This is a genomic window from Cellulomonas sp. JZ18 (assembly GCF_009720485.1).
Lineage (GTDB): Bacteria > Actinomycetota > Actinomycetes > Actinomycetales > Cellulomonadaceae > Cellulomonas.
Map to the genome: position 1 here is coordinate 2,549,094 of NZ_CP045245.1, position 15,177 is coordinate 2,564,270.

Annotated in this window: 13 protein-coding genes and 1 pseudogene; 10 read left to right on the forward strand and 4 right to left on the reverse strand. The window is 76.1% G+C overall.

The window, feature by feature from the left end; all coding sequences use genetic code 11:
- Positions 1–2: 2 nt before the first annotated feature.
- Positions 3–1,808, reverse strand: coding sequence for a calcineurin-like phosphoesterase C-terminal domain-containing protein (locus GC089_RS11555; RefSeq protein ID WP_230684761.1), 1,806 nt, complete (start codon positions 1,806–1,808; stop codon positions 3–5).
- A 161-nt stretch (positions 1,809–1,969) separates the two neighbouring features.
- Here GC089_RS11555 and GC089_RS11560 point away from each other — a divergent pair, with 161 nt between their 5' ends.
- From GC089_RS11560 to GC089_RS11600, 9 genes and pseudogenes are all read left to right on the forward strand, one after another.
- Positions 1,970–2,323, forward strand: a complete 354-nt coding sequence (locus GC089_RS11560) for a GntR family transcriptional regulator (protein WP_155377799.1) — start codon at positions 1,970–1,972, stop codon at positions 2,321–2,323.
- Between the two features lie 570 nt (positions 2,324–2,893).
- Positions 2,894–3,322: a hypothetical protein gene (locus GC089_RS11565; RefSeq protein WP_155377800.1), complete on the forward strand. Its 429-nt coding sequence runs from the start codon at positions 2,894–2,896 to the stop codon at positions 3,320–3,322.
- Positions 3,323–3,381: 59 nt separating this feature from the next.
- Positions 3,382–4,445, forward strand: a pseudogene (locus tag GC089_RS11570) (LLM class F420-dependent oxidoreductase).
- Between the two features lie 390 nt (positions 4,446–4,835).
- Positions 4,836–5,678, forward strand: a complete 843-nt coding sequence (locus tag GC089_RS11575) for an ABC transporter ATP-binding protein (RefSeq protein WP_155377801.1) — start codon at positions 4,836–4,838, stop codon at positions 5,676–5,678.
- A 51-nt stretch (positions 5,679–5,729) separates the two neighbouring features.
- Positions 5,730–6,779 carry an aliphatic sulfonate ABC transporter substrate-binding protein gene (locus GC089_RS11580; protein WP_155377802.1) on the forward strand — a complete coding sequence of 350 codons (1,050 nt, stop codon included), beginning with the start codon at positions 5,730–5,732 and terminating at the stop codon, positions 6,777–6,779.
- 160 nt (positions 6,780–6,939) lie between these two features.
- Positions 6,940–7,761 (forward strand): ABC transporter permease, encoded by an 822-nt coding sequence (locus GC089_RS11585; protein WP_155379170.1) that lies wholly within the window; start codon positions 6,940–6,942, stop codon positions 7,759–7,761.
- Positions 7,758–9,815 (forward strand): acetate--CoA ligase, encoded by a 2,058-nt coding sequence (acs, locus tag GC089_RS11590; protein ID WP_155377803.1) that lies wholly within the window; start codon positions 7,758–7,760, stop codon positions 9,813–9,815. The genes GC089_RS11585 and acs overlap by 4 nt, the downstream gene beginning before the upstream one ends.
- A gap of 91 nt (positions 9,816–9,906) precedes the next feature.
- Positions 9,907–11,262 carry an O-acetylhomoserine aminocarboxypropyltransferase/cysteine synthase family protein gene (locus tag GC089_RS11595; RefSeq protein ID WP_155377804.1) on the forward strand — a complete coding sequence of 452 codons (1,356 nt, stop codon included), beginning with the start codon at positions 9,907–9,909 and terminating at the stop codon, positions 11,260–11,262.
- Positions 11,259–11,744 carry a CoA-binding protein gene (locus GC089_RS11600; RefSeq protein WP_136520498.1) on the forward strand — a complete coding sequence of 162 codons (486 nt, stop codon included), beginning with the start codon at positions 11,259–11,261 and terminating at the stop codon, positions 11,742–11,744. Before GC089_RS11595 ends, GC089_RS11600 begins: the two co-directional genes overlap by 4 nt.
- 52 nt (positions 11,745–11,796) lie before the next feature.
- Here GC089_RS11600 and GC089_RS11605 read toward each other — a convergent pair whose 3' ends face one another.
- Entirely contained in the window at positions 11,797–12,039 is a 243-nt protein-coding gene (locus GC089_RS11605; RefSeq protein ID WP_370513992.1) for an MGMT family protein, read from the reverse strand.
- 88 nt (positions 12,040–12,127) lie between these two features.
- Positions 12,128–13,183 carry a PP2C family protein-serine/threonine phosphatase gene (locus tag GC089_RS11610; protein WP_230684763.1) on the reverse strand — a complete coding sequence of 352 codons (1,056 nt, stop codon included), beginning with the start codon at positions 13,181–13,183 and terminating at the stop codon, positions 12,128–12,130.
- Between the two features lie 133 nt (positions 13,184–13,316).
- On the opposite strand from GC089_RS11610, the gene GC089_RS11615 reads away from it, so the two are divergent.
- Positions 13,317–14,570: a GNAT family N-acetyltransferase gene (locus tag GC089_RS11615; RefSeq protein WP_155377806.1), complete on the forward strand. Its 1,254-nt coding sequence runs from the start codon at positions 13,317–13,319 to the stop codon at positions 14,568–14,570.
- 97 nt (positions 14,571–14,667) lie between these two features.
- Here GC089_RS11615 and GC089_RS11620 read toward each other — a convergent pair whose 3' ends face one another.
- Positions 14,668–15,120: a ribose-5-phosphate isomerase gene (locus GC089_RS11620; RefSeq protein WP_155377807.1), complete on the reverse strand. Its 453-nt coding sequence runs from the start codon at positions 15,118–15,120 to the stop codon at positions 14,668–14,670.
- Between the last annotated feature and the right edge of the window lie 57 nt (positions 15,121–15,177).

Genomic DNA, 15,177 nt, shown 5'->3' on the forward strand with positions numbered 1-15,177 from the left:
CGTCAGCCGCTGACGGTGAAGGTCAGCGTGTCGGTGTACCGGCGACCGTGGGCGTCGGTCGCCGTGACCGTCGCCGTGTGCTCGCCCGCGGCCAGGTCCGCCGGGAGCTCGAGCCGCCACAGGTGGCTCGTGCGGTCCGCGACCGACCCGCCGTGGACGAGCTGCTGCTGGACCGCGACCGGGTCGGAGTGCTCCGCCCCGACGAGCTGGCCCTCGCCGCGCATCGGCTGCGTGCGCACCGCGCTCACGGGCCGACCGCCGTCGATCCGTGCGACGACCTTCGCGCCCGTGGAGCCCATCCAGAAGTTCGTGGTCAGCCACGTCGTGCCCTGCAGGTCGGCGCGCGAGACGACCAGCGGGTCCGTGAGCTCGGGAGCCGAGCCGACCGCGCCGCGGTGCGCCGCGAACCACTCCCGGTACCGCGGGGTGTTGAGGCCCAGCGCCATCTGCTCGGCGTCGTCGCCCCCGCGCACGGTGAACCGCTCGCGGACGTGCCGGCCGCGGATGTCGAGCGTGAGCACGCCGGGCTTGCCGCCGTCGCGCTGCAGCGCCGTCGGGTACCCCTCCGGCTGCACGGCACCGGAGTACCAGTCCCCGGAGATGGCGCCGACCGTGATGTGGTCGAACGGCAGCGCGTCGATCCCGAAGAGGTTCTTCCAGCCGGCGAGGCTGTCGCCCTTCTCGAGGTTCTCGATGCTGTGCGTGTGCCCGCCGAGGGAGAGCACCTCGCGCCCCTCGAGGATCTCGACGACCTCGCGCACCTGCGCGACCTGGTGCTTGGCGCTGTCGCTGTCGGCGAAGTCGAGCAGCGGGATGTGCGCCGCCACGACGACCAGCCGGTCGCGCGGCACGGCGGCGATGTCGTTGCGGAGCCACTCGAGCTGGCGGGCGTCCAGCGCGCCCGTGTAGCCGCCCGGCACCGGGTACTCGACGGTGTTGAGCGCGACGACGTGCACCTTGCCGACGTCGTAGGAGTAGTACTCCGGCGCGAGGTGGGCCTTGAAGGTGTCGAAGGTGTGCGCGGAGTCGGTGGCGTCGAAGTCCAGGTCGTGGTTGCCCGGCAGGAAGCGCGCCGGGCCGTTGATCATCCGGACGAGCTCGCGCGTCTGCGGGTACAGCGACAGGTCGTCGCCGACGACGTCACCGACGAACAGGGCGCCGCAGCCGGTGTAGTCCGTCCGCTCGGCGAGGTCGGCGAACGCGCCGGCGCGCGCGTACTCGACCTCGGCGAGGTCGTAGGTCTGGATGTCGCCGCCGATGAGGCAGTGCTGCTCGTGGCTCGCGGTGAGGCCGCTGCGCACGAGGGGGAAGTTCACCTGGTCGGGCAGCTCGCCCGTCGGGGCGAGACCGCCGTAGCGCAGCGGCGGCGACCCGGCCGGCAGGTGGTGGTAGAAGAAGCGGGCGACGTTGTCGTCGTCGACCGGCACCTGGTACCCGGCGGGCTGCGTGACGAAGACGGTGAAGTTGTCGGTCGCGGGCAGCGAGTACCGCCCGTGCCGGTCGGTCCGCGTGACCTCGAGACCGTTCGAGACCACCACGCCGGGCACACCGCGCTCCCCGCGGTCCTGCCGGGAGTTGCGGTTGCGGTCGTCGAAGACGGTGCCGTCGACGACGCCCTGGTCCTCGTCCGGGCCCGGGACGACGTGGACGTCGCCGCGGTAGGCGGTCCGGTCCCACGAGTGCCCCGGGCGGTCGCCGTGGCGCCCCTCGGCGTGGGCGGTCGGCGCGAGCACGAGGCCCGAGACGCAGAGCGTCGTCGCGGCGACGGCGATCGAGGTCACGGCGGTGCGGCGTGCGGTCGGTCTCACGACTTTCCTCCCCCTGTCGGTTGCGGCCGGGCCTGGCGGCCGGCCACGACCACCGTCACAGCCGTGGATGACATCCGGCCGCAGGGCGACCGACGAGCGGGTGAAGTTCGCGTGCCGCGGCGGACTTGTTATAGATGTTGGGTAACTACTAGGCTCGGGACGTGCTCTTCCGCATCGACACCGCCTCCGGCGAGCCGCTGTACGCCCAGCTCGCCGCACAGGTGCGCTCCGGCGTCGCCCGGGGCGAGCTGCGCGCCGGCGAGCGGCTGCCGTCCGCACGGGAGCTCGCCGGGGCGCTCGACGTCAACCTGCACACCGTCCTGCACGCCTACCAGGACCTGCGGGACGAGGGCGTCATCGAGCTCCACCGGGGCCGGGGCGCCGTCGTGGCCGCGCGCGCCGGCGCCGACCTGAGCGAGCTGCACGACGCCGTCGCCCGGCTGGCGCAGGTCGCGCGCCGGCTCGCCGTCGCCCCGGAGACCGTCACCACCCTCGTCAAGGAGGCCCTGCGATGACCGCACCGCACCCCGCCAACCCGGCCGGTCCCGTGCCGCACCGCGGCAGCAGCGTCCTGCTGTGCGGCGTCGTCCCGCTCGTCGTCGTGGGCGCCGCCACCGGCGTCGCGCTCTCGTGGGCGCCCGACCTGCCCGACCCCGTGGCGACCCACTGGGGCCCGTCGGGCGTCGACGGCTTCGACACCCTGCCCCGCCTGCTCCTCGGCACGGGCGCGGTCACGCTCGCCCTCGCGGCGGCCGCCCTCGTCCTGGCGCTCGTCGCGGGACGTCAGGCGTCCGTGCGCCGCCTGTGCGCCGGCGTGGCGACCGGCCTGGCGGTCGGGATGTCGGCGCTGGTCCTGGGCACGCTGCACGCGCAGCGCGGGCTGGCGGACGCGCGGGACGTCGGGACGTGGGCGCGGCGGTCACGGCGATGCTCGTCGGCGGGCTCGTCGCGGGGGCCCTCGCCGCCTGGGCGGTCCCCGGCGACCGCGCGCTCCCCGCGGAGCGCCCGGTCGACCCGGCCGCCCCCGGGTGCCCCTGGCGGAGCACGAGCGGGCGGCGTGGACCCGGACCGCGTCGGGGTCGACCGTGCTCGTGGCGGGGGGCGCGGCCGTGCTGCTCGTCGCGGGCCTCGCGATCACGATGCCGATGCCCGCGCTGTGGCTGCTGGTCGTCGTGCTCGCGGCCCTGCTGGCCGCCATGTCGGTGTTCCGCGTGCGCGTCGACGCCGCCGGGCTCACCGCCCGGTCCGCGCTCGGCTGGCCGACGCTGCGGGTGCCGCTCGAGGAGGTCGAGGAGGCGCGCACGGTGACGGTCGACCCGTTGGCCGACTTCGGCGGCTGGGGCTACCGCGTCGGTGCTCAGGGACGCGTCGGCGTGGTCCTGCGCAGGGGCGAGGGCCTCGAGGTCCGGCGCACGGGCGGCCGCGCCACGGTCGTGACCGTGGACGACGCGGCCACGGCGGCCGCCCTGCTCAACACGCTCGCGGACCGCTCGCGCGGGGCTACCCGCGGGTAACGTGTCGCCGCGTGCGCCGGCCGACCGGCGGGTGCGTCGACGGCGACGGAGGACCACGGATGCGACTGGGCTACCACACCGGCTACTGGTCGGCGGGTCCGCCCCGGGTGCGCAGGAGGCGGTGCAGGCCGCGGACGCACTGGGCCTGGACTCCGTCTGGACCGCGGAGGCGTACGGGTCCGACGCCTTCACGCCGCTCGCGTGGTGGGGCGCCGGCACCCGGCGCGTGCGGCTCGGCACGGCGATCGCCCAGGTGTCCGCCCGCACCCCGACGGCCACCGCGATGGCCGCGCTGACGCTCGACCACCTGTGCGGGGGCCGGTTCGTGCTGGGGCTGGGCGCCTCGGGCCCGCAGGTCGTCGAGGGCTGGTACGGGCAGCCGTACCCGCGGCCGCTGGCCCGGACGCGGGAGTTCGTGGCGGTCGTGCGGCAGGTGCTGGCCCGCGAGGCGCCCGTGCGGTTCGACGGGGACTTCTACCGGCTGCCGCTGCCGGCCGACCAGGGCGCAGGGCTCGGCAAGGCGCTGCGCTCGACGGTGCACCCCCTGCGCGCCGACCTGCCGATCCACCTGGCGGCGGAGGGGCCGCGCAACGTCGCGCTGGCCGCCGAGCTCGCCGACGGCTGGCTGCCCCTCTTCTACTCCCCGCGCATGGACGCGGAGTACCGGAACCGGCTGGCGGACGGGTTCGCCCGGCGGTCGGCCGCGCTGCGTCCGGCCGAGGACTTCGAGGTGGTCGCGACCGTGCCGGTCGTGCTCGCCGGGTCGGTGGAGGAGGCGGCCGACGTCGTGCGTCCCTTCGTCGCGCTGTACGCGGGCGGCATGGGCGCCAAGGGGGCGAACTTCCACCGCGACGTGCTCGACCGGCTCGGCTACGCCGAGGCGTGCGACGAGGTGCAGGCGCACTTCCTGGCGGGCGACCGGGCGCGCGCGGCCGCGGCCGTGCCCACCGAGCTCGTGCGGGACGTCGCGCTGGTCGGCACGGAGGACGACGTCCGTGCGCAGCTGCCGGCGTGGCGCGCGACGGCCGTCACGACCGTGCTCGCGCAGACGGACCCGCGCACGCTGCCCCGGCTCGCCGCGCTGTGGGCGCAGGAGGAGGGCGGCGCGGTGGCGGGCGGGTGAGCGGGCCGGCGCGGGGTCCGCGCCGGCGAGGGACGTCCCGAGGGGCGGGAGGTGCGACCTCCCGCCCCCTCGGCGCGCCCAGGCACGGACGTCGTTGCCCCGGTCCTGGACGCCCGGCTACAGTGCGTCCGAGACGTGGTCACCGCGTCTCACCAGCCGAGACCACGCCGACGGACGGAGGAGGACGACATGACGACGACGCGCGCACTCGTCCCCGTCGCCCCGTCGGCGCTCATGTGCCGGTGCTGTCGGTCGTGCTGCTGCACGCCCCGCACCGGCGCCCGCTGACCCCCAGCACGCCGACCCGCTCCCCCGCGGGTCACGCCGGTGCCCGCCCCCTCGTGGGCGCCCGGCCCGCCGGACGTCCGCGCCCGACCCCCGGGACGTCCCATGGCCCTCACCACCCCGGTCCGCACCGACCGACCCGCGCACGGCGTCGTGCTGCAGGACGTGCGCCGCACGTTCGCGACATCCGCGGGCGCGCGGCCCGTGCTGCGCGGCGTCGACCTCGAGCTGCGCGCGGGCGAGATCGTCGCGCTCGTCGGGCCCTCCGGCTGCGGCAAGTCGACGCTGCTGCGGCAGGTGAGCGGCCTGGACACCCCGGACGGCGGACGCGTCCTGCTCGACGGCACCCCGGTGGCGGGCATCGACCGCCGCACGGCCGTGGCGTTCCAGGAGCCGCGGCTGCTGCCCTGGCGGACGCTCGCCGCGAACGTCGCGCTCGGGCTGCCCCGCGGGACGCCGAAGGACGCCGGCCGCGAGCGGGTGGCGGAGCTGCTGCGCCTCGTCGGTCTCGAGGAGTCGGCCGACCTGCGCCCGCGGCAGGTCTCGGGCGGCATGGCGCAGCGCGCGTCCCTGGCCCGGGCCCTGGCCCGCAACCCCGGTGTGCTGCTGCTGGACGAGCCGTTCGGCGCCCTCGACGCGCTGACCCGGCTGCGCATGCAGGACCTGCTGCTCGACGTGCACGCGGCGGAGCCGGCGACGGTCCTGCTCGTCACGCACGACGTCGAGGAGGCGCTGTACCTCGCGGACCGCGTGCTCCTGCTGCGTTCGCTCGCGGGCCGCGCCGACGACCTCGGCAGCGTCGCCCGCGTCATCGACGTGCCCGGCCGCCGGCCCCGCGACCGCGCGGACCAGCGCCTCGCCGAGCTGCGCGCCGAGCTGCTCGAGGGCCTGGGCGTCGCCACGCACCACGTCCGCCCGGGCGACCCCGACGCGCACCACTCCATCTGACCCCCTCCCTCTCCCCCTCCCGGCCCCGGCCGCCTCCCCGAAGGACCACCGATGACCCTGCGCACCTCCGTCCCCGCCACCGCGCTGGCCCTCGTGACCGCCCTGGCGCTGGCCGGCTGCGTGCCCGGCGAGGGCTCCGCCCCGGCCGCCGCCGAGCCCGGCGGGACCGCGTCCGGCGACACCGGCTGGAGCACCGACACGCTCGACATCGACTTCGCGACGTACAACCCGCTCAGCCTGGTCATCAAGGACCAGGGCTGGCTGGAGGAGACGTTCGGCGACGAGGTCACCGTGAACTGGGTGCAGTCGGCCGGGTCGAACAAGGCGAACGAGGCGCTGCGCGCGGGCGCCGTGGACGTCGGCTCGACGGCGGGCTCGGCGGCCCTCCTGGCGCGCTCCAACGGCTCGCCGATCCGCACCATCGACATCTACTCGCAGCCGGAGTGGTCGGCGATCGTCGTGCCCGCCGGCTCGGACATCACCTCGGTCGCGGACCTCGCGGGCCGCTCGGTCGCGGCCACCAAGGGGACGGACCCCTACTTCTTCCTGCTCCAGTCGCTCGAGGAGGCCGGCGTCCCGCTCGACCAGGTGGAGGTCCAGAACCTCCAGCACGCCGACGGGCGCACCGCTCTCGAGCAGGGCTCCGTCGACGCGTGGTCGGGCCTCGACCCGATCATGGCGGCGAGCGAGGCCGAGTCGGGCACGCAGCTGGTCTACCGCAACATCGACTTCAACACCTACGGGTTCCTCAACGCGACCGAGGACTTCCTCGAGCAGAGCCCCGACGTCGCGCAGGCGGTCGTCGACGCGTACGAGAAGGCACGCGCCTGGGCGCAGGAGAACCCCGACGAGGTCGTCGCGATCCTCGCCGAGGTCGCGGGCATCGAGCCGGCCGTGGCGGCCAAGGTCATCGGCGAGCGCACCAACCTCGCGGTCGACCCGGTCCCGGGCGACGCGCAGCGCGAGGTGCTCGAGGTCGTCGGGCCGATCTTCGTGGAGTCGGGCGACGTCGCGAGCCAGGAGGCGATCGACACCGCCCTCGACGAGCTGTTCGAGCCGAGGTTCGCGCAGGAGGCGGACCCCGCGCGCATCGACGGCTGACCCACCGCGGCGCCCCGCTCCCCCGGCGGGCGCCGCGGACCCGACCGCCCCTCCTCGTCCCCCAGGAGCAGTCATGACCGACCACGTCGCCGGGACCGGCACCGGCCCCGTGACCGACCGCGCGGGCCGCCCGCTGCGCGCGCTCAACCCGTTCGACGCGATGCGCGGTGCCGACGCCGCGCCCGCCACCGGCCCCGCCGCACCGGGCCGGCCCCGGGGCGGCTTCTGGTCCCGCCCGGTCGTGCGGGTCGTCGGCGGGGCGCTGCTGCCGCTGCTCCTGCTCGCCGTGTGGCACGCCGTGACGGCCGGCGGCCTCGTGCCGCCGTACCAGCTGCCCGCACCGGCGTCGGTGTGGGACGCGGCGCTCGACCTGCTCGCGCGCGGTCAGCTCCAGACGCACGTCGCGATCTCGGTGCAGCGCGTGCTCATCGGGTTCGTCACCGGTGCGGCGGTCGGACTGGTGCTCGGCTCGCTCGTGGGCCTGTCGCGGGCCGCGGACGTGCTGCTCGCCCCGCTGCTCGGCGCGGTGCGGGCCGTGCCGTCGCTCGCGTGGGTGCCGCTGCTCATCCTCTGGCTGAAGATCGGCGAGGAGTCGAAGGTCACGCTCATCGCGATCGGCGCCTTCTTCCCCGTGTACACGACGGTCGCGGCCGCGCTGCGGCACGTCGACCCGCACCTGGTGGAGGCGGGGCGCGCGTTCGGCCTGCGCGGCGTGCGGCTGCTGCAGACCGTGCAGCTGCCCGCCGTCCTGCCGTCCGTGCTGTCGGGGCTGCGGCTCGCCCTCGCGCAGGCCTGGCTGTTCCTCGTCGCGGCCGAGCTCATCGCCTCCTCGATGGGGCTGGGCTTCCTGCTGAACGACTCGCAGTACAGCGGCCGCGTGGACCGCATCCTGCTCGCGATCGTGCTGCTCGCGCTGCTGGGCAAGCTGTCCGACTCCCTCGTCGCCCTCGGCGAGCGTGCGCTGCTGCGGAGGTACGCATGAGCACCATCACGGCCCTGCAGTCCGAGACGCGCACGTACGCGCCGCCGCCCGAGCTGGCGGCGGCCGCGAACGTCGGCCCGGGCGCGTGGGAGCGCGCCGAGGCCGACCCCCTCGCGTTCTGGGAGGACGCGGCCCGGCGCCTGCGCTGGGACACGCCCTGGCACACGGCGCACACCTGGGCGCCGCCGGTCCCGGTGCCCGGCGGCGCCGAGGACGCGCTCACCGTCCCCGAGGCCCGCTGGTTCGTCGGCGGGCGCCTCAACGTGGCGGTGAACTGCGTGGACCGCCACGTCGACGAGGGCCGCGGCGACGTCGTGGCGCTGCACGTCGAGGGCGAGCGGGGCGACCGCCGCTCGCTCACGTACGCCCAGCTCCAGCGCGAGGTGGCCCGCGCGGCCAACGCGCTCACGGCGCTCGGCGTCGGGCCGGGCGACCGCGTCGTCGTCTACCTGCCCGTGCTCGCCGAGACCGTCGTGGTGACGCTCGCGATCGCCCGCATCGGCGCCGTGCACTCGCTCGTGTTCGGCGGGTTCTCGGCCGAGGCGCTGCGCTTCCGCGTGCAGGACACCGGTGCGAAGGTCCTCGTGACGAGCGACGGCCAGGTCCGCCGCGGCGTGGACGTCGAGGTGAAGTCCACCGCCGACGCGGCGGTCGCGGGGCTGGACCACGTCGAGCACGTGCTCGTCGTGCGCAGGACCGGCCAGGACGTGCCGTGGACGGAGGGCCGCGACGTCTGGTGGCACGACGTCGTCGACACGGCGCCGGACGTGCACGAGGCGGGGTCGTTCGACGCCGAGCACCCGCTGTTCGTCATCTACACCTCGGGCACCACCGGGAAGCCGAAGGGCCTCGTGCACACCGCCGGCGGCTACCTGACGCACGCGGCCTGGTCGTACTGGGCGGCGTTCGACCACAAGCCGTCGGACGTGCACTGGTGCACCGCGGACCTCGCCTGGGTCACCGCCCACACGTACGTCCTGTACGGGCCGCTCGCGAACGGCGCGACCCAGGTGATCTACGAGGGCACGCCCGACACGCCGCACCGCGCCCGGCACCTCGAGGTCATCGAGCGCTACGGGGTGACGACCTACTACACCGCGCCGACCCTGATCCGGACCTTCATGACGTGGTTCGGCGACGACCTGCCGCCGCGGCCCGACGGCACGCCGTACGACCTGTCGACGGTCCGCCTGCTCGGCACCGTCGGTGAGGCGATCAACCCCGAGGCGTGGGTGTGGTTCCGCCGCACGTTCGGGGCCGACCGCGCCCCGGTCGTCGACACCTGGTGGCAGTCCGAGACCGGTGCGGCGATGATCGCGCCGCTGCCCGGCGTCACGACCCTCAAGCCCGGGTCGGCCACACGGCCGCTTCCCGGCGTCGCCGCGAAGGTCGTCGACGACGCCGGCGTCGAGGTCGCCCCGGGGCAGGGTGGGTACCTCGTCGTCGAGCGGCCCTGGCCGGGCATGGCCCGCACGGTGTGGGGCGACCCACGCCGCTACCTCGACGCGTACTGGCGGCGCTTCGCCGGGCACGGGCCGCACGGCGCGTACTTCCTCGCCGGCGACGGCGCGTCGTACGACGAGGACCGCTACGTGTGGCTGCTGGGGCGCATCGACGACGTCATCAACGTCTCCGGCCACCGGCTGTCGACCATCGAGGTGGAGTCCGCGCTCGTCGCGCACCCCGCCGTCGGCGAGGCGGGCGTGGCCGGTGTCGCCGACCCCGTGACGGGTCAGGCGATCGCGGCGTTCGTCGTGCCGGCCGCGCCCCCCGGCGACGTCGACGACCACGCCGCGTGGCTCGCCGCCGCGGCGGAGGTCCGCGAGGCGCTGCGCGCGCACGTCGCCGCCGAGATCGGGCCGGTCGCCAAGCCGCGCCACGTGCTGGTCGTGCCGGAGGTCCCCAAGACCCGGTCGGGCAAGATCATGCGCAGGCTGCTCACGCAGCTCGTCGAGGGCACGCCGCTGGGCGACACCACCTCGCTGCAGAACCCGTGGGCCGTCGACCAGGTGGCCGCGCTCGTCGCGGCGGCCGGGCTGCGCACGACCCCCTGACCACCCGTCCCCCGACCACCGCCGCGGCACGGCGACCCCGCGCCGCGGCACCACGGCCGTCCCCTGCGGCCCCCGTCCCCCGAGGAGCACCGTGAGCGAGCACCGCTTCGGCTTCCGCACCCGCGCCCTGCACGCCGGCGGCATCCCCGACGCCGCCACCGGCGCACGCGCCGTGCCGATCTACCAGACGACGTCGTTCGTGTTCCAGGACACCGCCGACGCGGCGAACCTGTTCGCGCTGCAGAAGTACGGGAACATCTACTCCCGCATCGGCAACCCCACCGTCGCGGCGCTCGAGGAGCGCATCGCCTCGCTCGAGGGCGGCATCGGCGCGGTCGCGACGTCGTCCGGCATGGCGGCGGAGTTCATCACGTTCGCGGCGCTCGTCGGCGCGGGCGACCACGTCGTCGCCTCCGCGCAGCTCTACGGCGGCACGGTCACGCAGCTCGACGTGACGCTGCGCCGGTTCGGCGTCGAGACCACGTTCGTCACCGGCACCGACCCGGCCGACTACGCCGCCGCGATCCGCCCGGAGACGAAGGTCGTCTACACCGAGGTCGTCGCGAACCCCTCGGGCGAGGTCGCGGACCTGGCCGGGCTCGCCGAGGTCGCGCACGCCGCCGGCGTGCCGCTCGTCGTGGACTCGACGCTCACGACCCCGTACCTGATCCGGCCGCTCGAGCACGGCGCCGACATCGTCATCCACTCGGCGACCAAGTTCCTCGGCGGGCACGGCACCACCCTGGGCGGCGTCGTCGTGGAGTCGGGCCGGTTCGACTGGGGCAACGGGAGGTTCCCGCAGATGACCGAGCCCGTGCCGTCCTACGGCGGCGTGAGCTGGTGGGAGAACTTCGGCGAGTACGGGTTCCTCACCAAGCTGCGCTCCGAGCAGCTGCGCGACATCGGGCCGGCGCTGTCCCCGCAGTCGGCGTTCCAGCTGCTGCAGGGCGTCGAGACGCTCCCGCAGCGCCTCGACGCGCACCTGGCGAACGCGCGCGTCGTCGCCGAGTGGCTCGAGGCGGACCCGCGCGTCGGCTACGTCCTGTGGGCCGGTCTGCCGTCGCACCCGCACCACGAGCGCGCGCGGCGGTACCTGCCGCTCGGACCCGGGTCGGTGTTCGCGTTCGGCCTGCGGGAGACCGCGGAGCGCAGCGGCCGGGAGGTCGGGCGGCGGTTCATCGAGGGCCTGCAGCTCGCGAGCCACCTGGCGAACGTGGGCGACGCCCGCACGCTCGTCATCCACCCCGGGTCGACGACGCACCAGCAGCTGTCGGCCGAGCAGCTCGTCGCGGCGGGGGTCCCGGAGGACCTCGTGCGGATCAGCGTCGGCCTCGAGGACGCGGAGGACATCGTGTGGGACCTCGACCAGGCCCTGGCCACCGCGACCGGGCTCGACCGGTCCGGCACCCGGGTGGCGGACGCGGACGCGACGGCGGTGGCCCGGTGAGCGCCCGCACCTGGCAGGGGCCGAGCGCCCCGGAGCGGCTGTCGATCCTGCGCGGCACGCGCTCGATCGCGATCGTGGGCGCCTCGGCCAACCCGTCCCGGGCGTCGTACTTCGTCTCGACGTACCTGCTGTCGAGCTCGCCGTACGACGTCTACTTCGTCAACCCGCGCGCCACCGAGATCCTGGGCCGGCCCGTGTACCCGTCGCTCGACGCGCTGCCGGTCGTGCCGGACCTCGTCGACGTCTTCCGCCGGCACGACGACCTGCCGACCGTGCTGGACGAGACGGTCGCGGTCGGTGCCCGCACCCTGTGGCTCCAGCTCGGGTCGTGGCACGAGGACGTCGCGCGCCGTGGCGAGGAGGCCGGGCTGCAGGTCGTGATGGACCGCTGCGTGAAGATCGAGCACGCGCGCTTCCACGGCGGGCTGCACCTGGCCGGGTTCGACACCGGCGTCATCAGCTCCCGCCGCGCGCTGGGCTGACCCGCACCGCGGGTCCCGGGCCGACGCACGGCTGCGGGACCCGCGGCGCCGCTCAGTCCTCCGGGAACCACACGGCGGCGCGCAGGCGCACCCGCGTGCCGTCCGCCGTGAGCGGGGTGCCCTCGGCGCGCAGGTGCTCCAGCGCCCGCGCGAGGTGGTGCGCCGGGGGCGAGCCGGCGGCGTTCACGACGCGCCACCACGGCACGTCCCCGTCCCCGCGCGCCAGCACCTGACCCACCTGCCGCGGCCCGCCACGCGCGGGCCGGCCCGCGGCGAGCGCCCGGTCGGCGACCACCTCCGCGACGAGCCCGTAGGTGATGGCGCGCCCCGGGGGACCGCGGCGACGACCGCGAGCACCTCGGCCGCGTACGACTCGTCCACGCTCACGCCCTCCGCACGACGACGACCGCGCGGTCGTCGTCGTCCGGTGCCCGCATGCCGTCCAGCACCGCCGACGCACCGCCGCCCCCTGCCGCCACGACGGCCTCGACCACGCCCAGCAAGCGGTCGATGCCCTGGTCCAGGTCCCGCCCGGGCGACTCCACGAGCCCGTCCGTGTACAGGACGACGACGTCGCCGGGCCGCAGCGTGCCCGTGCGGACCCGGGGGGCGATGCCGTCGACGACGCCGAGCGCGGGCCCCGGCTCCGTCGTGAGCAGCTCCAGCCGCCCGCACTGCGCGTCGAGCAGGACCGGCGGCGGGTGCCCGGCCGCGGCGATCGTCCAGTCCCCCGTCCGCAGGTCGACCGCGAGGTGCACGGCGGTGGCGAAGCCCTCCTCCCACGCCTGGTCGAGCAGGTACGCGTTCGCCGCCGGCAGGAAGCGCGGCGGCTCCATCGCGCCGAGCAGGCCGCCGAAGGCTCCCGACAGCTGCAGCGAGCGCACGCCGGCGCCCTGGCCCTTGCCGGAGACGTCGACGAGCGCCACCTCCAGCCGTCGGCCCTCGACGAGCCGCGTCACGACGAAGTCCCCCGAGAAGCCCGCGCCGTGCGCCGAGCGCACCTCGACCTCCGCCGACCAGCCCGCGGGCAGCGGCGGCACCCGTGCGCCGGCGCTCAGCCGGTCCCGCAGGTCGACGAGCATGAGCGCGCCCGGCGCGCCCTGCAGGCCCAGCCGCACCCGCTCCCACGAGAAGACGAGCACCGCGGCGCACGCGAGCAGCAGGACGACCGCGGCGCCCGGCGGCATCGTCGGGCTCGCGACGACCGCGAGCGCCGTGGTGAGGCCGAGCACGACCGCGACGACGAGGACGAGCGCCCGCCACCGCAGGACCGACGCCGCCACGAGCAGCAGGAGCACGAAGGCCGACGGCGAGAACCACCGGGGGTCGCGCGCGACGGCGACGGCGAGCGCCACGCCCGTGAGGACGAACGCCAGGGTGAGCACGCCCTGGGACCACGCACCCACGACGCGGCGGGCCGCGCGACGCACGAGCGCCACGGCGCCACCGGTCCCCCTCCCCGCACCCACCTCGTGAGATTAGTGGCCGCGATCGGGCGGCCGCACGGGGAGCACAGCAGGTCAGCGGCCAATTCGCATGCCCCGGGGCCCGGCCGTCGCCCACCATGGGCCCATGAGCGACCTCCCCGAGGGCTACCGCCTCCTCCAGCTACCCGCCGAGCGGCAGGACGAGTTCCTCGCCGTGGACCGCCTCGCCTTCGTGGTGCCGGCCGACCCGGCCGTCGACGCGGTCGTCCCGTTCCCCGTCCCGCACGACCGCATGGTCGGCGTCGAGGCGCCCGACGGCGCCCTGGCCGCCGTGCACGGCTCCTACCCGTTCCACCTCCCGGTGCCCGGCGGGGCCGTGCCGTGCGCGGGCCTGACGTGGGTCGGCGTGCGACCCGACCACCGCCGGCGCGGCCTGCTGCGCGCGATGGTCCGCGCCCACCTCGACCGCTCCCTCGCCCGCGGCGAGGTCGTCTCGGCGCTGTTCGCCGCCGAGACGCCGATCTACGGGCGCTTCGGGTACGGGTGCGCCGCCGACGACCTGCGCATGACGCTGCCGCGGCGCGCGGCGCTGCGGCCGGTCGCCGGCAGCGACGAGCTCACGGTCCGGCTCGAGACAGCCGACCCCGAGCGGCACGGCCCGCTGCTGCAGGACCTGCACGTGCGCGCGGGTGCCGGCCGGCCCGGCTGGGCGACGCGCACCACGCCGGCGCTGCGGGCCCGCGCGCTGGCCGACCCGCCGCCGTGGCGCGACGGCGCCGAGCCGCTGCTGCTGGCGGTCGTCCGCGACGCCTCCGACGAGGTCCGCGCCGCGGCGTCGTTCGCACGCAAGGCGGCGTGGGAGCCGACGGGTCCCGCCTTCGTCGTGAAGGTGCGCGAGGCCCTCGCGCTCGACCCCGCGGCGGCGCACCGCCTGTGGTCGTTCCTGCTGGACCTCGACCTCACGGGCACGGTGGAGACGCCGATGCTGCCCGTGGACGACGTGCTCACCCACCTGCTCGTCGACCCCCGGCCCGCTCGTGCGCGCCTGGCCGACAACGTGTGGGTGCGCCTGCTCGACCTGCCCGCGGCGCTCGCCGCGCGCCGGTACCCGGCGCCGCTCGACGTCGTCCTCGACGTCCGGGACGGGCTGCTGCCGGACAACGCCGGCCGCTGGCGGGTGGTCGCACCGGCCGGCGGGACCGCCGAGGTCGCCCGGACGGACGCGGAGCCCGACGTGCTGCTCGACGTGCGCGAGCTCGGCGCGGCCTACCTCGGCGGCCGGTCCCTCGCCGCGATGGCGCGGGCGGGGCTCGTCACGGTGCGCGCCGGCGTGGACGTCGACGCCGTCGCCGCGGCGTTCGCGTGGCCGGTCGCACCCGTGTGCAGCTGGGTCTTCTGACGTCGCGGCCCGGCACGGCGACGGCCCGTGCGGACGGTCCCTCGGGACCGCCCGCACGGGCCGTGGTGGTCGGGGACGGGCGCTGCCGCCCGGTGGGTCAGCCGCGCGAGCGCTCGTACGCCGCCATCTCGTCGATGCGGCGCTGGTGGCGCGGGTCGCCGCTGAACGGCTCGGCGAGGAACGCGTCGACCAGCGCGAGCGCCTCGTCGACGGAGTGCTGCCGCGCGCCGATCGCGACGACGTTCGCGTCGTTGTGCTGCCGGCCGAGCCGCGCGGTGTCGAGGTTCCACGCGAGCGCGGCGCGCACGCCGGCGACCTTGTTCGCGGCGATCTGCTCGCCGTTGCCGGACCCGCCGATGACGACCGCCAGGGAGCCGGGGTCGGCGACGACGGCCTCACCGGCCGCGATGCAGAAGGAGGGGTAGTCGTCCTCCTTGTCGTACTCGTGCGCGCCGTGGTCCACGACCTCGTGGTCGGCGGCGCGCAGGTGCTCGACGAGCGCGGCCTTGAGCTCGTACCCGGCGTGGTCGGCGGCGACGTGGATGCGCATGGGGTCATCCTGCCGCAGCCCGCGACCCGTGACGCACGTGCGTCCGTAGGCTGTCGC